The sequence below is a fragment of the Kitasatospora sp. NPDC048540 genome (assembly GCF_040651175.1).
Classification (GTDB): Bacteria; Actinomycetota; Actinomycetes; order Streptomycetales; family Streptomycetaceae; genus Kitasatospora.
Map to the genome: position 1 here is coordinate 1 of NZ_JBEZIR010000139.1, position 22,431 is coordinate 22,431.

Consider the following 22,431-nt stretch of genomic DNA (forward strand, 5'->3'; position numbering starts at 1 on the left):
CGCCGCCGCCGACCACGGCGATGTCCTGGTCACGGAAGAAGAAACCGTCACAGGTGGCGCACCACGAGACGCCGCGGCCGGAGAGGGCGTCCTCCCGGGGCAGGCCGAGCTTGCGGTGCTGCGAGCCGGTGGCGACGATCACCGCGCGGGCGCGGTGCACGGTGCCCTCGGAGTCGGTGACGGTCTTGATGTCGCCGGTCAGGTCGACCGCGACGATGTCGTCCGGGACGAGCTCGGCGCCGAACTTCTCGGCCTGGGCCCGCATGCCGTCCATCAGCTCGGGGCCCATGATGCCGTCGCGGAAGCCGGGGAAGTTCTCCACCTCGGTGGTGTTCATCAGGGCGCCGCCGGCCGTCACGGCACCCTCGAAGACGAGGGGCTTGAGGGAGGCTCGGGCGGTGTAGAGCGCAGCGGTGTACCCGGAGGGCCCGGAACCGATGATGATCACATTACGGACGTCGCTCACTGCATCTCCTGGTTCGCATCGCGACCCGCGCATCTGCGGGGAGGGCGGTCCTGCTCCGCCGCCCGGGACAACGACTGACCAGTCTCCCGCATTCCCAGGCGCCGACGCACCAGCCGCCCGCAGTGCGGGCATGTCGGGCGGCGGAACGGCTCGATCCTGAGGCGACGGTCGTGATATCCCTTTTGTCCGCAGGTCCACCGGCGGGCGGCCCGGGGTCGGGTCAGGGCGCCGGGACGCTCCGGTGCAGCAGGACGGTGGCACCGGGGCAGTCGGGGGTCACCAGATAGACGTCGACCTGGTCGGTGCGGCCGGGCAGCGGATAGACCAGGGCCGTGACGGCCGCGGCGCCGTAGCGGCCCGGTCCGGCCGCCAGCGGGGCCTGGCCGGGGTGGCCGGCCGCCAGGGCGACACAGGCCGGCAACCGGGTCGCCGCGTCCTGGCCTCCGCCGTCGGTGGTCGTGGCCCCGTTGTCGGGGCTGCCGGCGTCGGTACCCGAGCCCTTGGGGGGAGTGGGTGCGGTGGAGGCGGTCCCGGTCGCGCCCGTCCCGCCGTCGGGCCGGAGGGCACGGGGGGATTCGGGGGCCGGTCCGGTGGCCTGGCCGAGCAGCTGGCGCACCTGGGCGGCCAACTGGTCCTCGCGGTACTCCGGCAGGGCGTCGGCGGCCTTCGGGGAACGCGCGCCGGGGGCGAGCGCGGCACTGTGCCCGCTGTCCGAGCCGGCCGCGGATGTCGCCGCGCTGCTGCCGCTGTCCCAGGGCCGGGCGTACAGCAGGGAGCCGAGGGTCACCGCGGCGGTCAGTACGGCGGTGCCCAGCAGGATCCGCCGGGTCCGGCGGCGACGGGCGCGGCCCGGGCCGGACGCGGGGCGGGTGGTGCCGTCCGGGCGCCCACCGGGACGGGACGGGCCACCGGGGTGGCCGCCGGCCGGTGCCCCGCGATCGGCGGCCGCGGGGACGGCCGCCCTCGGGCCGGCGGCGTCGGGCTCGGCGGGGCGCGGCTCGGTGGCGCGGAGCTCGGCGGGATGGGGCTCGGCCGCCAGCGCCGCGTCGATCCGGGCGGCCACGTCGGCGGGCATGGCGGGCGGCTCGTCGTCGCCGAGCAGCCGGGAGACCTCCGCCAGGGCCGCCCAGGTGTCGGCGCACTCCGGGCAGCCGGCGAGATGCCGGTGCAGCTCCTCGGCGGTGGCCGGGTCGGCCAGGCCCTCGGCGAGGTCGGCGAGCAGCTCGATGTCGGGGTGGCCGGCCGGGTCCGGGGAGCCGGACGACGGGGAAGGGGTGAGCGGCGTCATCGCTTGGTCACGTCTCCTTCCAGGGCGGAGGCCGGTCGCACCGGACCCGGTGATGTGACGGTCGCGCGGCCGGATGGGTTCCCGGGCCGTGGCTCCCGGGAAGACGGTGCTTCGCGGGAAGGCGGTGTTTCACGGGAAGGCGGTGCTTCGCGGGACGGCGGTGTTTCACGTGAAACGGACCGCGCCGGAGCGGAAGCAGTGGTGGATGGCGGGCCGGGTGGCCCGGGTGGCTCGGTTTCACGTGAAACACCGCCCGCCCGCAGATGACGGACCAGCGGGAGCAGCTTGGCCCGGCCGCGGGCGCAGCGGCTCTTCACGGTGCCCACCGGGACCTCCAGTACCTCGGCCGCCTCGGCCACCGAGTAGCCCTCCATGTCGACCAGGACCAGGGCGGCCCGCTGGTCGGCCGGGAGGGTGGCGAGCGCGTCGGTCAGCTCGCGGCGCAGCTCCGAACGGACGGCGGCCGTGTCCGCACCCTCGGTGCTGCCGAGCGCGGTGTCCAGGCGCTCCGGATCTCCGTCCAGCGGTGTGGTGCGGCGGGTGGCGGTGCGGCGGGCCCGGTCGAGGCAGGCGTTCACCACGATCCGGTGCAGCCAGGTCGTGACGGCCGAGCGGCCCTGGAAGGTATGGGCGGCTCGGAAGGCCGACACCAGCGCGTCCTGGAGGGCGTCGGCGGCCTCCTCGCGGTCGCCGAGGGTGCGCAGGGCGACCGCCCAGAGCCGGTCCCGGTGGCGGTGCACCAGGATGCCGAAGGCCGCCGGGTCGCCGGCGGCGTGACGGGCGAGCAGTTCGGCGTCGTCGGGCTCCTGCTCCGCCATTCCCGCCCCCTCTCCGGTACCGCTCAGCCGTTCACCTTGATCTCGGCCACCTTGCCGCGGAACCTGTCCCCATCGTTGGGGATGCCGGTCAGCCAGATCAAGAGGTAGCGGGTGGTGATCGCCTTCTCGGGCTTCAGCTGGACCTGGCTGCCGGAGCCGGAGGCGACGGCCGCGCCGAAGGAGCGGTAGCCGGCCTCGTCCGCGGTGGGAGCGGAGGTCGCACCGGCCGGTGCCGCCTTCAGTTCGACCTTGTGGTCGCCGAGGAAGGTCAGGTCGACCGAGCTGACCTGCTTGGCGCTGCCCAGGTCGAGCAGGATGCCGGTGCCCTTCTTGTAGCCGGACTCGGCGAACTGGTCGTTGTACCCCTGGGTGGTCCAGGCGGTGGCGGGGTTGTCGTCGTGGGCGTTCGGCAGTTCGGAGCTGTGCTCGTCCTTCTCCTGGCCGAAGGCGTTGAACGTGGTCAGCGCGGCGATCGGGAGCCGGGCCCCGGTCGGGGCGGTGGAGGTGTCCGGGACGTTCGGCGTCGGAGCCGGCTGGCCGGTGCTGTGCGACGGGTGGTGATTCATCCGGTCCACCAGCTGCCAGGAACCGAGGCCGATGGCGGCCAGGGCGACCAGTGAGGCGGTCCACTTGGCCGCGGTCAGCAGTCGTCGGCGCGGGCGCACGGGCGGCGGCGCGACCGGGCGCGGGGCCTCCGGCCGGCGGTTCGGCTCACTGCCGGGCAGCGGACGGGACGGTGCCCCGGTGGTGGCGGCGCTCCGGGAGGACGGGTAGCGCGGCGGCGTGAACGCGGGCGGGGCGGCCGGTTCCGGCTGGCGGATCTTCGGTAGCAGGGCGATCGCCTTGGCCAGCTGCTCGGGGCTGGTGATGGGGTCCTGGTGGTGCGGCGGGTGCTCGCCGAGCGCCCGCGCGGCCAGCTCCGACAGCCCCTTGTGGACCCCCGCCTTCACCTGGTCCGGCGGGACGCATCCGAGCCCCTTGGGCATGCCCTGGAGGTCGTACCGGTCCTCCGGGTACGGCCAGCGGTGGGTCAGCGCGGCGTAGAGCAGCGCGCCGATCGCCTTGGTGTCGGTCCGCTCGGCGTCGTCGGTGGACAGGCCGCGGATGGCGGCGTCCACGGCGATGCCGTTGATCCGGTACTGGCCGGTCTCGGTGCGCAGCACGCAGGTCGGAGTGAGCCGCAGGTGGGCCTGCCCGCGACGGTGGGCGGCGGCGACCGCATCGGTGACCTGGCGGACCATCTGGTAGGCCTCGTACGGCTCCATCGGGCCGCCGGCCAGCAGCCGGGCCAGGTCGGAGGCGTCCGGGAGCCACTCCCGGATCACGTAGACCAGGTCGCCCTCCTGCACGGCGTCGAGGACCTGGACGAACCGCGGGTCGCCGAGCAGAGCCGCGGACCGGGCGGCGGTCAGCACCGCCTTTGCACGCCGGTGGCCGGCCGCGAGCAGGTGGACGCCGACGGCGCGGCGGAGCTTCTCGTCGACCGCCCGCCAGCTGCTGAAGACCTCGGTGTGGGTGATGCACTCCTCCAGCCGGTACCGGTCGGCGATCCGGTCGCCGCTGTGCCGCAGCGGGGCCGCGAGCGTGGCGGGGAGGGTGGCGGTGTCGGCGTCCAGGGTCTCCGTGCTGGTGGCGGGCTTGGGCTTGGGCTTGGCGGCGGGCCGGGACGCGGGAGCGGCGGCCCGGGACGACTTGGCGGCCTTGGCGCGGCGGGCGGCCCCCTCGGCGAGCTCCGCGGCGATCTCGGCGGCCGAGAGCGGGGCGGTGCTCTCCGAGGGCTCCTCGGACTCGGCCGGCTCCTCGCCGGGCTCGGGCACCGCACCGGCCGCCGTGGCACCTGTGGCGGGCTTGGCCGGCGCGGCCTTCGAGGACCCTGCGCTCTTCGTGGACCCTGCGCTCTTCGAGGCGCGCGTGCTCTTCGAGGGTCCGGCGTCCGTGGTCTCCGTGCTCGCCGTGGAGTCCGAGGCATCGGCGGGCTTCGCGGCATCGGCGGCGTCCGCGGGCTTCGCGGCCCGGGCGGCCCGCGCCGGCTTCGCCGGGGCCTCGGCTGCCCGGCCGGCCGGTTCCGGGGTGCTCGGGGCGGTGGCGGTGCCTTCGGCGGGCGCCGGGGTGGCCGCAGCGGGCTCGGTGCGCGAGGTGGCCCGGGATCCGGTTCCGGCGGTCGTCGCAGCGGCCGTGGTGGCTGTTGCGGCGGCGGCTGTCGCGGTGGCGGACTTCGGGGCGGTCGTGCCCGCCGCGCCGGAGGCGGCCTTGGTGCGCTTCCCGCCCTTCGGGCCCTTGGCGGCCGCGAGGGTCGCGGGTGTCGGGGCCGAGGGCTTGGCGGTCTTCCGCCCGCCCTTCGGGGCCGGGTCGGCGGCGCCGGTGGCGGGCTCGGAGGCCGGCCCGTCGGTCGACCGCGCCGCGGGCTCCTCGGGAACCTCCCCGAGTGCCATGGCCAGCGCCGCCGCGTCCGTCACGGACGTGTCGACAACCGCCTTGGTGCCATCAGCCACCGTGGTCCTGCCTCCCCTTGTATCGCCCCGGTACCGAGAAGTCTGGCTCCGGCCCGCCCGTGGCGGGGGCGGGGGGTGCCAGGACAATTGTGCCCACTCCCAGCCCCCTGCTACGACCGCTGAGGGGCCCGACTGGTTGCGTATTCGTGGACAGCCAGGGGGGATTCCGCCGGGACCGGGCCGGATTCGGTGAAGATCGCCGAAACCGGCCCGGAGTAGGCCACCTGAGGGAGCAGGAGATCCGGGGTGGTCCGGTTGACGCCGGGTCAACGTCCGAGCCGGCCGCGGACCATTCCGAGCATCGCGTTGAGCTCCTCGATCCGCATCCGACGGGCCAGCAGCAGGAACACGCCGAGCTGCAGCGAGGCCGCCACCAGCAGCGTCAGCACGCTGCCCAGCCAGCCGCCGAGCGCGCCGTCGAGCAGCAGCTCGACGGCCAGGCCGACCGCCGCGGCGGGCAGGCAGGCGATGCCGAGCCGGACGTAGGTCTTGCCGGTCCGGGCGGTGTCCAGCCCGCCGATCCGCGCCTTGAGCTTGGGCACCGCGACCGCCACGCCGACCGCGTACGAGATGCCGTAGCCGAACGCCATCCCGGTCACCGCCCACCGGTCGGGCAGCGCCAGGTAGCAGAGCACGGCGGTACCGGCCTGGGTCAGTGCGACCCAGACCGTGTTGGAGAACGGGGTGCGGGTGTCCTCGTAGGCGTAGAAGCCGCGCAGCAGCACGTACTGCACCGAGTACGGGATCAGGCCCAGGGCGAAGGCCGAGAGCATGAACCCGACCGCGGTGGTGCCGTGCGCCACCGCGCCGCCGTTGCCGAGCCCGTAGATGGCGTTGCCGATCACCGGGCCGAGCGACAGGAACAGGAAGGCGGCGGGCACGATCGCCACCGCCGAGGTGCGCAGCCCGTACGAGAGGTCGTCACGGACGGCGCCCTGGTCCGCGTCGGCGGCCGAGCGGGAGAGCCTGGGGAGCACCGCGCTCATCACGGAGACGGTGATGACGGCCATCGGGAGCTGCCAGATCAGCAGGGCGTTGGAGTAGGCGGCGAGGCCGACGCCCAGGAACCCCTGGCTCTCGGCGGCGGCGCCGGCGGAGGTGGCGAGCTGGGTGACGACCAGGTAGCCCGCCTGGTTGGCGAGCACGAACAGGAAGGTCCACTTCGCCAGCCGGGCGGCCTTGCCGAGGCCGTGGCCGCGCCAGTCGAACCGGGGCCGGAACCGGAAGCCGGAGGCCCGCAGGTAGGGGATCATCGCCAGCGCCTGGACGGCCAGTCCGAGCAGGGTGCCGATGCCCAGCAGCCTGACCCCCTCGGGGGAGATGGTGCCCGGGGTGACCTCGGTGCTCTCGAAGGTGCCGAAGACGTAGATGTACATCGCGAAGGTGAAGATCACCACGATGTTGTTCAGCACCGGGGTCCACATCATCGCGCCGAAGCGCCCGCGGGCGTTGAGCACCTGGCCCACCACGACGTGCACACCCATGAAGAAGATGGTCGGCAGGCAGTACCGGGCCAGCGCCACGGTGGTGTCGGCACTGGCCGGGTCACGCATCAGCGAGTGCGAGATCAGCTGCACCAGCACCGGCGCCGCCAGCACGGCGACGAAGACCACACCGGCCAGCCCCGCCATCACCAGGGTGAGCAGCCGGTTGGCGTAGGCGGTGCCGCCGTCCTCGTCGTGCTTCATGCTGCGGACCAGCTGCGGCACGAAGACGGCGTTCAGCGCACCGCCGCCGATCAGGATGTACAGCAGGGTCGGCAGGGTGTTGGCGGCGTTGTACGAGTCGCCCATGGTGCCGACGCCGATCGCGGCGGCGATCACCATGGTGCGCAGGAAACCGGTGCCGCGGGAGACCAGGGTGCCGGCCGCCATCACGGCGCTGGACCCCAGCAGTCCGCTCACCCGCTCGGCGGCGGAGCGCCCCTCGGTGGGTGCGCCCGCCGTGCCGGGCGTCCCCGCCCCGTCGCCGGCCTGGCCGTCCCCGCCGGGCGTCCCGTCGCCGGGGAAGGTGCCGGACTCCGTGCTGCCGGGCTCCGTGCTGCCGGGCGTCACGGTGTCGGCCGCGGCCTCTGCGGCCAGGGCCGCGGCGGCGGCAGCCCGGACCGCCGCGTCGGCCTGCAGGAGGGCCTCCTCCTCGGACAGCGGCGGGTCGAACTCGATCGGGGGGACGAACTGGTGCGGCTCGTCGGGGTGGTCCGGGTCGTCGCCGGAACCGCCCTCGGGGCCACCGCTCAGCAGGGCGTCCACACCGATGTAGCGGCCCTCGTCCAGCTCCCAGGGGGCGGGCTGGCGGACCGGACCCGGGTCGGGCGGCGGCACCGCGGCCAGGCCGGCCCAGCGGCTGGCGGGAGCGGTCAGCTCCGGCTCCGGCTCGGCTGCGGGGTCGGACTCCGGATCGGACTCGGGATCGAGGTCCGGCGCGGCGGCCGGGAGCTCGGCGGGGCCGGCGGCCTCGGCCTCCTCCCGCACCGCGCCGTCCCCGACCACCTCGACGTCCTCGGCCGTGAGGTCCAGGACCGCGGTGTCCGGCGCCCCGGCGCCCCGCCCCTTCTGCTGCGGAGGGAGTGCGGCCGAGGCCTCGGCGACCCAGACGCCGTACGGGTCCGGCCCGGCCGCGCCGTCGTACCCCTCGGTCGCGAACGGGTCACGGGCGAAGGTGTCCGCGACGTACCAGTCGGCCGCGGACCCGGTGGAATCGGCGCCGCGCTCGCGCGGCCTGCCACTGCCCTGGCTCTCTGCTCGCTCCTCGCGCGGCCCGGTCATGCCACCTCAATTCGCTGCTGGGGGCGGGCGCCCGGTGCGGTGCGCCGTCAGTGACCAACCTTCTCATCACCGGTGGCCCGAACAGCGGTTTCCGCGGCCGACTCCGGCTCCGCGTCGGTCCCGGCGCCGGCCGTGCTGTCGGCCGTACCACCGGCCGTGTCGTCCCCGGTGGCAGCCGGTTCCGGACCGGCCTGGGGGTCGCCGTCCCCGGGAGCGTCGTCCGCGTCCGCCGGCCCGTCCGCCCCGCCGTCCTCGCCGGCGGCGCGCTTCTTGCGCTGGAGCGAGAACCGGATCCCGGCAAGCACCATCAGCACCACACCGCCGCCGATGACGTACAGCACGCCGTTGGTCACCGAGGTGACCTCGACCATGAAGGTGACCGGTGCGCCGTAACGCTGCGGGTTGGGGCCGGTGGTCCAGAGCTGCGCGGTCATCTGGACGGATCCGTTGACCTGCGCCTCGGCCGGGAAGCGGAAGGTCCTGCTGGTGGTGCCGTCCAGCACCACCGACTCCGCCGGGCCGACGTTGAGCCGGTTCAGCTGGCTGGAGGTGAGCCGCAGCTCCAGGTTGCCGACCGCCTGGTTGAGGTCGTTCTTGACGCTGACCTGCAGCGTCGCGTTGTCACCCGGCAGGGTGACGTCGCTCTTCGGGGGCAGCCTGACCGCGGAGGTGAGGTTGTCCAGGTAGTGCTGCACCCCGTCGCGGTAGGACACACCGGCCGTGCTCTGGTCGCGCCACTGCGTCGACATCGAGCGGACCATGGCCGCGCTGAACGGACCGCGCACCCGCTGGGGCTGGGTGAGGATCAGCATCAGCTGGTCCAGGCTGTTCTGCAGCGACATGGTCTTGCCGAGCGCGGACGAGGACAGCTCGGTGGCGGCGAGCTCCTGCGGGTAGCCGTCCTGGACGGCCGTGGTGGCGTCCGGATCGGCCTTGACGGCCGCCAGCGTGTGCAGCGTGACCGGGGCGGTCCAGCCGCCCTGACGGGACTTGAGGACCGCGTCGGCCAGCACCCCGGCCGTGGTGGCGTCCAGGTTGCGCGGCGGGAGCACCAGCAGGCCGCGCGACTGCTCCGGCATCTGGCGGTTGACCAGCAGGGTCTCCGCCAGGAACCGCTGCACCGCCTCGGTCCGGGCCTCGGGGGTCCTCAGCTCCTGCTGGAACAGCCCCGAGATGGTGGGGTCGGCCACCACCGCGGTCTGACCGTTGCCGATCGGGCGGGCCGCCCCGGGGGTGTAGGCCAGCGAATCCGCCTCCGGCATCGAGGCGCCGTCCACCAGCACCAGCTGGCCGCCGGCGGTCAGGGCGGTGGCCGCGGTCCGGCGGTCCAGCCGGCCCTGGTAGGGCCAGGCAACGTCGGACTTCACGTCCACCGCCAGCCTCCCCTCGGCGGTCAGCCGGCCGGCCGTGGAAGCCTTGCGCAGCGCTGTCTCCATCCCCGGCAGGGAAGCACCGTTGTGCGCGATCGACGCCAGGTCCGGATCGGCGTACGGCAGCGAGACCACCTCGTCCCCGGCGGTGGCCACCGAGGTGCGCAGCAGGGCCAGCCAGCTCACCGCGGCGTCCCTGCCGGTCCCGGGGACGGTGTTGTCCTCGCGCGCGGACTCGCCGCCCGTGTTGGGCTTCTGCACCCGGTACGGCTTGGTCATCGCGAACACGGTGTCCAGCAGGTCCGGGTCGACCATCCAGGTCAGGTTCGGCAGGGTGGCGCCGGTGGTCACCAGCTGGTGGAGCCGGCCGCCGGGGGACAGCTCGCCGACCAGGCTGTCGTCCCGGAGCACCGGCGTCTGGTCGTTGTCCGGCATGGTCTGCGCGACCAGCTCCGGGGCGTGCGTGATCGGCCACACCACCGAGAGCTGGGTCTGCTTGTCGGTGGGCTCCACGTTGTACGGCAGGAAGGTCCGGGCGATGCCCAGCACCCGTTCGTGGCCGCCGCCGGAGGTGCCCCAGACGTCGACCGCCAGCTCGTACACCCCGGACTTCGACAGCTCCAGGTCCGCGGTGGCGACCGGGATGCTGAAGTCGTGGGACTGGCCGGGGGTGAGGTCGCCGAGCGGGACCTCGGCGTTGGTGACGTCGACCCCGTCGGTACCGGTCGGCGTGGACCGCTGGGCGACCAGCATGACCTCGTTCCTGGTGCCCAGCTTCTTGCCGGACACCGGGGCGCGGACCCCGATGTGGGCGGACTTGATGTCGCCGTGGCCGGAGTTCACCACCTTGCCGGTGACTGTCACGGTGCCGTTCTCGCCGGCCACCGCCGGGGTGACCGTGCTGATCGTCATGGCCGCCGGGTAGTCGGCGGCGGGGGCCGCCGGTGCTGCGGGCGAGGCCGCGGCCGGCAGCGCGGTGGCGGTCAGCAGGACCGTACCGGCCGCCAGCAGGCCGCCCAGCCGCCGCACCGCCCGGCGGGGGAGAGCCGTCCGCCGGACGCCGGCCGGGGCCGACCCCACGCTTCGCTGGTCCACGCGCTTCGCCCTCGCCGTCGTCCGTCGCCAAAGAATTCGGTCACGCGCCACCGGCCCGCACACCGGCCCCGACGGCGCCGCGGCGGCACCCGACGGTGCCCGGGCAGCCTCGACCGACCGGTTCGCGGCGGTCCGTCCCGCCTGTCCCCTCCGGCATGGTAACGACGCTGCCCGCGCCGCAGTGTTGCGGGCCGGACCCTGAGTGGGCGGGCCACCGCGACGGTGGCCCGGCCGGATATGGCGGGCGGCCCCGAGGCCCGGGCACGTACCCTTGTGAGCCGTGTCCACTGCCAACGCGTCCAGCGCCAATCATTCCAGCTCCCACGCCGTCGCCGCCCTGCCGGGGCTGAGCGAGGCGCAGACCCGCGGGCTGCAGGAACTGCTCCGGGTCTCCCCGGTCGCCGACGAGATCGCCGGCCGCTTCCAGGATGCCGGATTCCGGCTCGCGCTGGTCGGCGGCTCGGTCCGGGACGCCCTGCTGGGCCGGCTCGGCAACGACCTCGACTTCACCACCGACGCCCGCCCCGAGCAGGTGCTCAAGCTGGTGAAGGGCTGGGCCGACGCGGTCTGGGACGTAGGCATCGCCTTCGGCACGGTCGGCGCGCGCAAGGACACCGCGGACGGCAGCTTCCAGATCGAGATCACCACCTACCGCAGCGAGGCGTACGACCGGACCTCCCGCAAGCCCGAGGTGACGTACGGCGACACCATCGGGCAGGACCTGGTCCGCCGCGACTTCACCGTCAACGCGATGGCCGTCGACCTGCCCGGCCGCGGCTTCGTCGACCCCCACCACGGCCTGGACGACCTGGAGGCCCGGGTGCTGCGCACCCCCGCCACCCCCGAGGAGTCCTTCTCCGACGACCCGCTGCGGATGATGCGGGCCGCCCGCTTCGCCGCCCAGCTCGACTTCGACCCCGCACCCGAGGTGGTCGAGGCGATGACGGCGATGGCCGAGCGGATCACCATCGTCTCCGCCGAGCGGGTCCAGGCCGAGCTCAACAAGCTGCTGCTGGCCGCACACCCGGTCAAGGGGCTGCGCCTGCTGGTGGACACCGGCCTCGCCGATCACGTGCTGCCCGAACTGCCGGCGCTGCGGCTGGAGCGGGACGAGCACCACCGGCACAAGGACGTCTACGAGCACTCGCTGACCGTCCTGGAGCAGGCCATCGCGCTGGAACAGGACGGCCCGGACCTGGTGCTCCGGCTGTCCGCGCTGCTGCACGACATCGGCAAGCCGCGGACCCGGCGCTTCGAGTCCGACGGCCGGGTGTCCTTCCACCACCACGAGGTGGTCGGCGCCAAGATGACCCGCAAGCGGATGCGCGAGCTCAAGTACTCCAAGGAGCTCGTCGACGAGGTGTCCCGGCTGGTCGAGCTCCACCTGCGCTTCCACGGCTACGGCGGCGGCGAGTGGACCGACTCCGCGGTCCGCCGCTACGTCACCGACGCCGGGCCGCTGCTGGAGCGCCTGCACAAGCTGACCCGTTCCGACTGCACCACCCGCAACCGCAAGAAGGCGGCGGCGCTGGCGCGGACGTACGACTCGCTGGAGGAGCGGATCTCCGCGCTCAAGGAGCAGGAGGAACTGGACTCCATCCGCCCGGCGCTGGACGGCAACCAGATCATGGAGCTGCTCGGCCTGCGGCCCGGCCCGCAGGTCGGCCAGGCGTACCGGCACATGCTGGAGCTCCGGCTCGAGCACGGCCCGATGGACCACGAGGCGGCGGTGGCCGCCCTCCGGGAGTGGTGGGCGGCCAACGAGGCGGGCTGACGGGGGAGGGTCAGCGGCTGATGCGCCGCAGGCAGAGCAGGTAGCTGGGGGAGTAGTCGACCGTCCGCACGAAGGTGGTCGTGGTCTCCGGGTAGGCCTCGCACTTGGAGCCGTCCCCGGTGTGGTCGAACCGGCCGAGCACCTTGAACTCGGCGTCGGACCCGGAGCAGGACACCACGGCCACATCGGGGTTGGAAGCCGTCCCGGTCCGCTGCAGACAGTCCCCGGCCGAGGCGTAGTCGGCGTCGCGCTGGGCGGCGAAGACGATCGCAGCGACGATCAGCGCCGGGACCAGCAGACCGAGGACGGCTACCCGCCGGTACAGCGGCTTGCCGGGGTTCATCGGCGTGCCCGGGGCGCCGGGGACCGGCGGGGCCAGCTTGTTGATCTTCGCGCGCTGCGGCAGGTTGATCAGCATGGTGATGGGGTTGATCAGCATGGAGCCGAAGCCCCACCATCCCTGCCAAAGGCTCTTCGCGGTCATGTCGCGGTGTGCGGCGATGCCACAGGTGCGGCAGAACGGTCCCTGGAGCTTCAGGAACTTCATGATCACGATGAGGCCCTGGTGGCCCCGGATGGTGGCTTCCGTGGCCGGCATCGATCCGCAGAAGCGGCAGTACGGGCCGTACCCGGCGGGGGCGGCGGGCTGGGCCCACGGCTGCTGGCCCCACGGCTGCTGACCGGGGACCTGGCCCGGGACCTGGCCCGGGAACTGGCCCGGGATCTGGCCCTGGGGCGGCGCCCAGGGCTGTGCGGGCGGCTGCGCGAGCGGCGGGGCGGGCGGTGCGGCCGCCGGGGAGCCGTACGGGAGCTGGGGCGGTGGCGGTGCGGACATGGCGGTTCCCCCGAGATGAGCTGTGGAGTCTGTGAAGTGCAGGACTCTATCGCTGACGGACGACCGGAACGTCCGTCCGAGTGTGTGGTCATCAGACTGTGATGCTGGGGCCGGTGGTGAGGATGCGGCACATGTGATCGGTGTGGCGGGCAAGGCTTGAGCTGTTCCGCCCGATCGTGTGTTCCTCGCGGGTAGTTCGGACACGGTCGGTTCCGGTCGCGTTCGCTACTCCCGGGAGACGGAGGTGCCGTCCCCAGGAGAGCTGAGGTGCTGTCATGGCTGTCGATGCCGTGCTGCTGGAGTCCCCGACCATGCGGTCGACGGTCGCCGACCGGGTCGAGGTGCTGGACCGGGTCAAGGCGCTGGACTGCTGCCCGACGACGTCCACGTGACCACCGCGGGAGTGGCGGCGTACTTCGAGGTGCCGGAGCAGGCGGTCTACTCCCTGGTGCACGACCACCGGGCCGAGCTGACCTCGAACGGGTACCTGGTGGCGACCGGTACCCGACTGACTTCCTTGAAGGAAGTCTGTCGGATCCAGTCCCGCGCGCGGTCGCTCGCGCTCTTCACCCGGCGGACCGTGCTGAACGTCGCGATGCTCCTGCGGGACAGCGAAACCGCACGTCAGGTCCGGTGCTACCTGCTCGACGCCGAGCAGGAGTCGCGGCGGATCGGGTCGCAGGAGCGCGGGCCGGTGCCTGTGGACAACCTGCCCGGGCCGCCCGAGGGGAGCGTGGACGCCGCCGTCGCCAGGGTGGCCGAGCAGGTGGTGCGCTCGGTGGTGGCGACGGCGGTCGTCCCTGTGCTCAACACCCTGGTGGCCGAGGTCGGCGGGAACAGCCGCAAGCTCGACGCGCTGGCCGACCGGGTCGACCGGCTGGAGCGGATCGTGCTGGACGACGACGAGCGGACCGCCGCCCGGCGCCGCCGACGGCTGCTCGACGCCCTCGACGAGGGAGTGCCCGACAGCCTGGAGGGCTTCTCCTTCTGACGGTCTGCTTCTGACGGTCTGCCGGGCTCAGGCCTTCTTCGGTGCGGTGGTGGTCGTCGGGCGTGACTTGGGGCCCAGGCACAGGACGTACTTCTTCTTGTGCCAGCGGCGACCGGACGAGCCCCAGTACTGGGCGGTGGTGCCCGGGGTCTTGGTGCAGCGGGTGGTGTCGGTGGTGTTGTTGAACCGGCTGAGCACCACGTAGTCGGCCTTCGGATCGGTGCAGGCGACCTTGTCGAGGTCGTTGCGGCCGGTGGAGTGGACACAGTCGCCGACCGCCGCCTTGGCCGGGCTGCTGTCGCTGACGAAGAAGCCGACCACCAGCATCACTACGCCGAGGCACGCCACGACCAGCCGGTACCAGAACCGCGCCGGCCGCTTGGGCCGGGTCGGCTGCGCCGGCGGCCCGCCCGGCTGCCCCCAGGCCGGCTGGGCCGGCTCGCCCCAGGCCGGCTGCGGCCCCGCCGGATACCCGCCCGCCGGCGCGGGCTGCCCGTACCCGGTCGGCGGCTGGGCGGCCTGTCCGTACGGGGGCTGTGCGTACGGGGTCTGCCCGTAGGCCGGTGGCTGCCCGTACGCGGGCGGTCCGCCCCATCCGGCCTGCGGTGCCCCGGCCTGCGACGGCCCCGGCTGCGGGTGGCCCGGCTGCGGGTATCCCGCCTGTGGCGGGCCGCCGTACGGCTGCGGCGCGGGCGGCGGGTAGCCGTACTGGGGTGAGCCGTACGGCTGGGGCGGTGGTGTGCTCATCGGTTTTCCCCCGGAGTAACTCTCTTGACGGCCTGGCGCGTTGACGGCCTGGTGCGTTGACGTACCTTAGCGAGTCGTCGCGGGGGTGGCCGGTTCTCCGTGGTGCGGCGGGGTGCGCCGGGCAGCGCGGGCGTAGAGCGCGGCGCCGAGGGCGTAGACCGCGGCGACGCCCGCCACCACCGCCGTCGAGCGGCCGTCGAGCGGCAGCACCAGCGCGGTGACCCCGGCCGCGGCGACGAAGGAGATGTTGAACAGGACGTCGTAGATGGCGAAGACCCGCCCCCGGTACTCGTCCTCCACCGACTCCTGGACCACGGTGTCCGCGCAGATCTTGGTGCCCTGGGTGACCACTCCGAGCAGCAGCGCCGCCGCCATCGCCGGGACCTCGGCGAACGACAGCCCGAGCGCCGGGACGAACACGGCGGCCGAGGCCAGACAGACCGTCATCCAGCCGGACAGCCCGAGCCGCCGGGTGCACCACGGACTGACCACCGCCGCCAGGAAGAACCCGACCGCCGAGACGCCGACCGCCTGCCCCAGGGTGGCCAGTCCGCCGGCGCTGTCGTCGGGGCTGTTGAAGGTGTACCGGGAGAGCATCAGCACCACCACGATGAGCACCCCGTAGCAGAACCGGGCGAGCGTGACGGCGGCCAGCGCGTGCACCGCCGGGCGGCAGTCGTGCACCAGGTGCCGGACGCCGGCCAGCAGGCCGCGTCCGGCGCTGGACAGGGCCTCGCGCAGCGACGGGCGGTCCGGGTGCTGGGCCGGGCCCAGCAGGTCAGGGGGGATCCGCTGGGCCGACAGCGCCGCGCACAGGTAGAGGACCGCGGCCAGGGTCACCAGGACGGCGTCGGCGTGCCGGCCGGGCGGGAGCAGTTGGTGCACCAGGAAGCCGAGGCCGCCGCCGGCCGCCGCGGCGATGGTGCCGAGGGTGGGGGAGACGGCGTTGGCGGTGACCAGCTCGCCGGACCCGACGACCCGGGGGAGGGAGGCCGACAGCCCGGCCAGGATGAACCGGTTGAGTGCGGTGACCAGCAGGGCGGCGGCGAAGAACAGCCACTCCGGGGCGCCGGCCAGCAGCAGCCCGGCGGTCGCCAGTCCGAGCCCGAACCGGGCCAGGTTGCCGAGCTGCAGCACCCGCCGGCGCCGCCAGCGGTCCAGCATCACCCCGGCGAACGGGCCGACCACCGAGAACGGCAGCAGCATCACGGCGAGCACGGCCGCGATGTCGGCCGGTGAGGACTGCCGCTCCGGGGAGAAGATCACATAAGCGGCCAGCGAGACCTGGAAGACGCCGTCGGACAGCTGGGAGAGCATCCGCACGGTGAGCAGGCGCCGAAAGTCGCGGCCGCGCAGCAGCCTGCCGAGCGAGGTGCGGTGCGTGGTCCGCGGGTGGTCGTGCTCCGTGATCGACACCCGCCCAGGGTGCCATGCCGACGGCCTATGTTTCACGTGAAACATGGGCCGTGGACGCCCGAAGGGGCCCCGGTGGTGGACCGGGACCCCCTCGGGTCACAGAGCGTCGAAGTGCGCTGGCGCTGAGACAGCGCCGGGCCTTCCGCGGAGCCGTCGGCTCAGCGCTCGACCTCGCCGCTGATGAACTTCTCGACGTTCTCGCGGGCCTCGTCGTCGAAGTACTGGACCGGCGGGGACTTCATGAAGTACGAGGACGCGGAGAGGATCGGGCCGCCGATGCCGCGGTCCTTGGCGATCTTCGCGGCGCGCACGGCGTCGATGATGACACCGGCCGAGTTCGGGGAGTCCCAGACCTCGAGCTTGTACTCCAGGTTCAGCGGGACGTCGCCGAACGCGCGGCCCTCGAGGCGGACGTACGCCCACTTGCGGTCGTCGAGCCACGCGACGTAGTCGGACGGGCCGATGTGGACGTTCTTGGCGCCCAGCTCACGGTCGCGGATCTGCGAGGTGACGGCCTGCGTCTTGGAGATCTTCTTGGACTCCAGGCGCTCACGCTCGAGCATGTTCTTGAAGTCCATGTTGCCGCCGACGTTCAGCTGCATGGTGCGCTCGAGGACGACACCGCGGTCCTCGAAGAGCTTCGCCATCACGCGGTGCGTGATGGTGGCGCCGACCTGCGACTTGATGTCGTCACCGACGATCGGCACGCCGGCCTCGGTGAACTTGTCCGCCCACTCCTTGGTGCCGGCGATGAACACCGGGAGGGCGTTCACGAAGGCGACCTTGGCGTCGATGGCGCACTGGGCGTAGAACTTGGCGGCGTCCTCGGAGCCCACCGGCAGGTAGCAGACGAGGACGTCGACCTGGCGGTCCTTGAGGATCTGGACGACGTCGACCGGGGCCTCGTCGGACTCCTCGATGGTCTCCCGGTAGTACTTGCCCAGGCCGTCGAGGGTGTGGCCACGCTGGACGGTGACGCCGGTCGGCGGCACGTCGCAGATCTTGATGGTGTTGTTCTCGCTGTTGCCGATGGCGTCGGCCAGGTCGAAGCCGACCTTCTTGGCGTCGACGTCGAACGCGGCGACGAAGTTCACGTCCTTGACGTGGTAGTCGCCGAACTGCACGTGCATCAGCCCGGGGACCTTGCCGGCCGGGTCGGCGTCCTTGTAGTACTCGACACCCTGCACCAGCGAGGCGGCGCAGTTGCCCACGCCGACGATGGCTACGCGAACCGAACCCATTCCGGTTGCTCCCTGAGATCTCATGAGATCCGCCGTGGATCAGCGGTTCTCGCGTTCAACATCTGTATGACTGTCTTACTTGTCAGACGGGCGCACGAGGCGCCCTCACCTACCGCCTGCGCCGGGCGCGGGCGGTGCAGCGTTCCGGTCAGGAACGCCCCGGGCGGTCGTGCGGTGGCCTCGGCGGGTCCGAGGACCCGGCCTCCTGGCCACGGCCGTCCGAAGTCTGTGGGGTGCCGAGCGGCCCGCCGCGCACGCCGCGGTTGGCCCGCTCGGTCTCGATCAGCTCGTTCAGCCAGCGGACCTCGCGCTCGACCGATTCGAGACCGTGCCGCTGGAGTTCCAGCGTGTAGTCGTCGAAGCGCTCGCGGGTCCGGGCGATGGAGCTGCGCATCCGCTCCAGCCGCTCCTCCAGCCGGCTGCGGCGGCCCTCCAGCACGCGCATCCGCACGGCCTTGTCGGTCCGGCCGAAGAAGGCGAAGTGCACACCGAAGTGCTCGTCCTCCCAGGCGTCCGGCCCGGACTCGGCGAGCAGCTGCTCGAAGCGCTCCTTGCCCTCCGGGGAGAGCCGGTAGACGATCTTCGACCGCTTGCCGTTGAGCGCGGTGGCCGGGACGTACTCGGAGTCCGGGTTGTCCTCGACCAGGAAGCCCTGGGCGACCAGGCTCTTCAGGCAGGGGTACAGCGTGCCGTAGGAGAAGGCGCGGAACGAGCCGAGCAGGACGTTGAGCCGCTTGCGCAGCTCGTAGCCGTGCATCGGGGCGTCGTGCAGCAGGCCGAGAACGGCGAATTCCAGCACTCCGGAGCGCCTGCTCACCCTGCCCGCCTCCTTCCCCGCAGTCGTGGCGGCCGCACGCCGGGGTGGCTTATGCCGTCCCGATGTATCGGCTCGATATATCGAGAACAGTAAACCTGGGTCACGGAACGAGCAAGGGGGCCACGCGTGAAGGTGATCACAAGGTGACCGGAGGGTGGACCGGACTCCCTGCCTCGGGCACGCGCGAGGGGTCCTGGGCAACGGGCATGTAATGATCTGACGACTTTTTGAGGCTATTGACGGCTGATGCCCGATTAGTACGGTTTCAGAGGTGCGTACGCTGTCGCGTGTGCACGAGGACCGCCCCCGAGGAAACACCAGCTCCAGGGGGCACGGTGGTCTCGGCACCGGAGAACCCTGCCTTCAGGTCCGCAGGGCCTGACCGAGGAGTTGCTGAACGATGAGCGAACACCGGCGGAGGTCGTCCAACCCGGGCGACGGGGAGCAGCCTCCGGGCCGTCGGCCGGACGGCCAACGCCCTTACGGCCAGGGCGGCCCGGCCCAGGGCACGCCCCGGTACCGTCCCGGCGGCGGGCCCGACCAGGGCTCCGACGAGCTGCGCTCCGAGGGCATCCGCCGCGGTGCCAGGGAGACCGCCCAGCAGCCCCGGCTGACCCGCGCCGAGATGCGCAAGCAGGGGGCGAAGGGCAGCGGACCGGCAGGTCCGGCGGGTCCGGCCGGCCGCGGTGACAAGGGCGGTCCCGGCAAGCCCGGGAAGAAGCGGTTCATCGACTACCCCCGGTTCGGCAAGAGCGGGTTCCGCCGCTGGGTGCCGTCCTGGAAGCTGGTGCTGAGCCTCTTCCTGATCTTCTTCGGCGGTGGCGTCACCGCCATCGGCGTCGCCTACCAGATGACGCCGATCCCCGACGTCAACAAGCTGGTGCACGATCAGAACAACATCTACTACTGGGCCGACGGCTCGGAGATGACCCGCAAGGGCACCACCAACCGCCAGATCGTCGAGCTCGCCAACATAAGCCGCCCGGCGCAGGACGCGGTGATCGCGGCCGAGAACGAGTCCTTCCGCGATGACAGCGGCGTGGACCCCAAGGGCATCGCCCGTGCCGTCTACAAGATGGCCACCGGCGGTGAGACCCAGGGCGGCTCGACCATCACCCAGCAGTACGTGAAGAACGCCTACCTGAGCCAGGACCAGACCCTGACCCGCAAGGTCAAGGAGTTCTTCATCACCCTGAAGATCAACGGCAAGCTCTCCAAGGACGACATCCTCACCGGCTACCTGAACACCAGCTGGTACGGCCGCGGCGCGACCGGCATCCAGGCCGCCTCGCAGGCCTACTACGGGATCGACGCCAAGGACGTGAACGTCTGCCAGGGCGCGATGCTGGCCGCCCTGCTCAAGGGCGCCGCGGTCTACGACCCGACGCTGAGCGACGGCAACCGCAAGAACATGCAGGAGCGCTGGACCTGGATCCTGTCCCGGATGGTGGCCACCAAGAAGCTCAGCCAGGCCGACAGCGACGCCTGCGGCAAGACCTTCCCGGAGCCGATCGCCCGCAAGGCGCCGGCCAACATGAACGGTGAGGTCTACTACCTGGTCGACACCGTCAACAAGTACCTGACCAGCAAGGACCCGTCGATCACCCAGCAGAAGATCGACCAGGGCGGCTACCAGATCTACACCACCTTCGAGAAGGACAAGGTGGAGCAGCTGAAGAAGGCCGTCGACGACGTGCAGGCCGACTCGCTGAAGCCGGACAAGCGCGAGGCGGACAAGTTCGTCCAGGTCGGTGCCGCCTCGGTGCGGCCGGGCGACGGTGCGATCGTGGCGCTGTACGGCGGGCCCGGCATCGAGAACGGGCACTACTCCAACAACGCGGACTCCACCGGTATCCCGGTCGGCTCGACCTTCAAGCCGTTCGTCCTGGCCACCGCGATGCAGACCGGCGTGCTGACCCAGACCGACGACCAGGGCAAGCCCAAGCGGATCAACAGCGCGTCGAAGTACCTGGCCGACGACAACTCCGAGATCCACAAGTCGGACGGCTCGCTCGCCATCGGCGACGACGGCAAGCCGTACCATCAGCGCAACGACAGCAAGACCAGCCCGGGCTACGTCTCGCTCAAGACGGCGATGCAGTACTCGTACAACGTGCCGTTCGTCCAGCTCGGCCAGGACGTCGGCGGCAAGGCCGTCGAGGACATGGTTCTCAAGCTGGGCCTGCGCAAGGAGAGCCTGGTCGCCAACTCCACCCTGACCTACCCGCTGGGCACCTCGACGCCGAGCTCGATCCGGATGGCCACCGCCTACTCGGTGTTCGCCGCGCGCGGTCAGCAGGCCGACCCGTACTCGGTGAGCAAGCTGACCTACAACGGCACGGCGGTGCCGGCCTTCACCAAGTCGGCGCCCAAGGCGGTGCTCGACCAGGCGGTCGCGGACAACGTCACCGACGTGCTGGAGAACGTGGCCAAGGCCGGTACCGGTAGCAAGACCAACGAGCTCGGCCGCCCGGTGGCCGGCAAGACCGGTACCACCGACGCCGGCACCTCGGCCTGGTGGGTCGGCTACACCCCGCAGCTGACCACCGCGGTCGGCATGTGGCGTGAGGAGCCGGGTACCTCGAAGCTGCTGTCGCTCAACGGCACCGCCGGGCACGCCTCCGTGCACGGTGGTGACTTCCCGACCGACATCTTCACCCGGTACATGAAGGCTGCCCTCAACGGCCAGCCCAAGGTGGACTTCCCGAACCCCGAGCCGATCGGTGAGGAAGTCGACTCCTCCGGTGCGCCGGCCTCGGCCTCCGCCTCGGCCTCGCCGAGCGACTCGCCGTCCGCGGCGGCCCCGACCGATGTCCAGCCGGGCCCGACGGCTGCGCCGTCGACCAGCCCGTCGGCGAGCACGACCACGCCGGACCCGGGTCCGTCCTGCCTGCTCGGGCCGCTCTGCCCGTCGACCGGCCCGACCCGGACTGGGAAGCCGACCGGCACCAAGTCGCCGTCGTCCTCACCGTCGTCGAGCGGCTCACCGAGCGGGCTCCCGATTCCCTGACCCGCTCCACCGGCAGCAGCAGAACGCCGGCGGTCCCGTTCCCGGGGCCGCCGGCGTTCTGCCGTCCGGACGCGGCGTGTTGGGAGGGCAGTCTCCTCGTGGGGCCGTTGGTGCGGCAGTATGTCCGCCATGACGTCGAGCACGCCTGACGAGGCCGCCGGGCCCGCCTCCGCCCCGGCCGCGGCCGAGGGCCCGCAGCCCAACACCGTGGTCGTCCCCGCGGACGAGGATCCGGTGGCGGCCGCCGGCAGCGAACTGCTCGGCGGCCCGCCCGGGCGCCGGGCGCTGCTCGGCACCTCCTGGTGGATCCCGGCCCGATTCCTGGCCCTGGTCGTGATCGCCGTCTACCTGCTCGGGATGGTCCAGAAGCTGCCGTGCTACGACGGCGGCTGGTTCCACGGCGCGACCGCCCAGTACACCCACGCCTGCTACAGCGACGTCCCGCACCTGTACTCGGGCCGCGGCTTCGACCAGGGGCTGCACCCCTACCTGGACAAGCTGCCCTCGCCGTCACCGGACATGCAGTACCTGGAGTACCCGGTGCTCACCGGCCTGTTCATGCAGGTCGCGGCCTGGCTGACCACGCCGGACGGCACGCTGGAGCACCGCGAGCAGTGGTTCTGGACGGTCAACGCGGCGATGCTGCTGATCTGCGTGGTGGTCGCGGTGGTCGCGGTCTCGCGGACCCATCGCCGACGGCCCTGGGACGCGCTGCTGTTCGCGCTGGCCCCCTGCCTGGCGCTGGACGCCACCATCAACTGGGACCTGCTGGCGGTCGCGCTCACCGCGGTCGCGATGGCCTACTGGGCCAACTCCCGCCCCGGCTGGGCCGGTGTCTTCATCGGCCTGGCCACCGCGGCCAAGCTCTACCCGGTCCTGCTGCTCGGCCCGCTGCTGGTGCTCTGCTGGCGGGCCGGCCGCTGGCGGGCCTTCGGGCAGGCGCTCGGCGGCGCGGCGGGCGCCTGGCTGCTGGTCAACCTGCCGGTGTTCATCGCCAACCGGGACGGCTGGGCGACCTTCTACACCTTCAGCCAGACCCGCAAGGAGGACTTCGGCTCGTTCTGGCTGATCCTCATGCAGGACCGCAACCAGCAGCTGTCCACCCTCAACACCTGGATCGGCGCGCTGCTGGTGGCCTGCTGCCTGGGCGTCGGCTGGCTGGCGCTGTCCGCGCCCAGGCGCCCGCGCTTCGCGCAGCTGGCCTTCCTGGTGGTCGCCGCCTTCGTGCTGACCAACAAGGTCTACTCGCCGCAGTACGTGCTCTGGCTGATCCCGCTGGCCGCGCTGGCCCGCCCGCGCTGGCGCG

General features: G+C 72.6%; 15 protein-coding genes. 4 read left to right on the forward strand and 11 right to left on the reverse strand.

What is annotated here, in order from left to right; all coding sequences use genetic code 11:
- From AB0D08_RS34685 to AB0D08_RS34710, 6 genes are all read right to left on the reverse strand, one after another.
- Positions 1–466 (reverse strand): FAD-dependent oxidoreductase (locus tag AB0D08_RS34685; protein WP_359894249.1); only part of this gene is annotated, 466 nt, incomplete at its 3' end.
- 220 nt (positions 467–686) lie between these two features.
- Entirely contained in the window at positions 687–1,754 is a 1,068-nt protein-coding gene (locus AB0D08_RS34690) for a zf-HC2 domain-containing protein (protein WP_359894251.1), read from the reverse strand.
- Positions 1,751–2,572, reverse strand: coding sequence for an RNA polymerase sigma factor SigM (sigM, locus tag AB0D08_RS34695; RefSeq protein WP_359894252.1), 822 nt, complete (start codon positions 2,570–2,572; stop codon positions 1,751–1,753). The genes AB0D08_RS34690 and sigM overlap by 4 nt, the downstream gene beginning before the upstream one ends.
- A gap of 23 nt (positions 2,573–2,595) precedes the next feature.
- A complete protein-coding gene (locus AB0D08_RS34700; RefSeq protein ID WP_359894254.1) occupies positions 2,596–5,064 on the reverse strand; it encodes a protein kinase family protein in 2,469 nt (822 codons plus the stop codon).
- Positions 5,065–5,330: 266 nt separating this feature from the next.
- Entirely contained in the window at positions 5,331–7,829 is a 2,499-nt protein-coding gene (gene murJ, locus AB0D08_RS34705) for a murein biosynthesis integral membrane protein MurJ (RefSeq protein WP_359894256.1), read from the reverse strand.
- A 47-nt stretch (positions 7,830–7,876) separates the two neighbouring features.
- Entirely contained in the window at positions 7,877–10,294 is a 2,418-nt protein-coding gene (locus tag AB0D08_RS34710; RefSeq protein ID WP_359894258.1) for a DUF6049 family protein, read from the reverse strand.
- Between the two features lie 346 nt (positions 10,295–10,640).
- Between AB0D08_RS34710 and AB0D08_RS34715 the strand changes: the two genes are divergently transcribed.
- Entirely contained in the window at positions 10,641–12,068 is a 1,428-nt protein-coding gene (locus AB0D08_RS34715; RefSeq protein WP_359894269.1) for a CCA tRNA nucleotidyltransferase, read from the forward strand.
- Between the two features lie 10 nt (positions 12,069–12,078).
- On the opposite strand, the gene AB0D08_RS34720 is transcribed toward AB0D08_RS34715, so the two are convergent.
- Positions 12,079–12,903 (reverse strand): hypothetical protein, encoded by an 825-nt coding sequence (locus tag AB0D08_RS34720; RefSeq protein WP_359894260.1) that lies wholly within the window; start codon positions 12,901–12,903, stop codon positions 12,079–12,081.
- 388 nt (positions 12,904–13,291) lie between these two features.
- On the opposite strand from AB0D08_RS34720, the gene AB0D08_RS34725 reads away from it, so the two are divergent.
- Complete coding sequence (locus tag AB0D08_RS34725) at positions 13,292–13,894, forward strand: restriction endonuclease (RefSeq protein ID WP_359894262.1); 603 nt, start codon at positions 13,292–13,294, stop codon at positions 13,892–13,894.
- Positions 13,895–13,921: 27 nt separating this feature from the next.
- On the opposite strand, the gene AB0D08_RS34730 is transcribed toward AB0D08_RS34725, so the two are convergent.
- The 4 genes from AB0D08_RS34730 to AB0D08_RS34745 form a co-directional block, all read right to left on the reverse strand.
- Positions 13,922–14,641 carry a hypothetical protein gene (locus tag AB0D08_RS34730; protein ID WP_359894264.1) on the reverse strand — a complete coding sequence of 240 codons (720 nt, stop codon included), beginning with the start codon at positions 14,639–14,641 and terminating at the stop codon, positions 13,922–13,924.
- Positions 14,642–14,707: 66 nt separating this feature from the next.
- A complete protein-coding gene (locus AB0D08_RS34735) occupies positions 14,708–16,057 on the reverse strand; it encodes an MFS transporter (protein ID WP_359894265.1) in 1,350 nt (449 codons plus the stop codon).
- 158 nt (positions 16,058–16,215) lie between these two features.
- Positions 16,216–17,298: an inositol-3-phosphate synthase gene (locus tag AB0D08_RS34740; protein ID WP_033821224.1), complete on the reverse strand. Its 1,083-nt coding sequence runs from the start codon at positions 17,296–17,298 to the stop codon at positions 16,216–16,218.
- A 148-nt stretch (positions 17,299–17,446) separates the two neighbouring features.
- Positions 17,447–18,115: a PadR family transcriptional regulator gene (locus AB0D08_RS34745; protein ID WP_033821225.1), complete on the reverse strand. Its 669-nt coding sequence runs from the start codon at positions 18,113–18,115 to the stop codon at positions 17,447–17,449.
- Positions 18,116–18,515: 400 nt separating this feature from the next.
- Here AB0D08_RS34745 and AB0D08_RS34750 point away from each other — a divergent pair, with 400 nt between their 5' ends.
- Positions 18,516–21,125, forward strand: coding sequence for a transglycosylase domain-containing protein (locus AB0D08_RS34750; protein ID WP_033821226.1), 2,610 nt, complete (start codon positions 18,516–18,518; stop codon positions 21,123–21,125).
- A gap of 129 nt (positions 21,126–21,254) precedes the next feature.
- Positions 21,255–22,431, forward strand: a 1,177-nt coding sequence (locus tag AB0D08_RS34755; protein WP_359894267.1) for a glycosyltransferase 87 family protein, incomplete at its 3' end; no start/stop codon positions are given.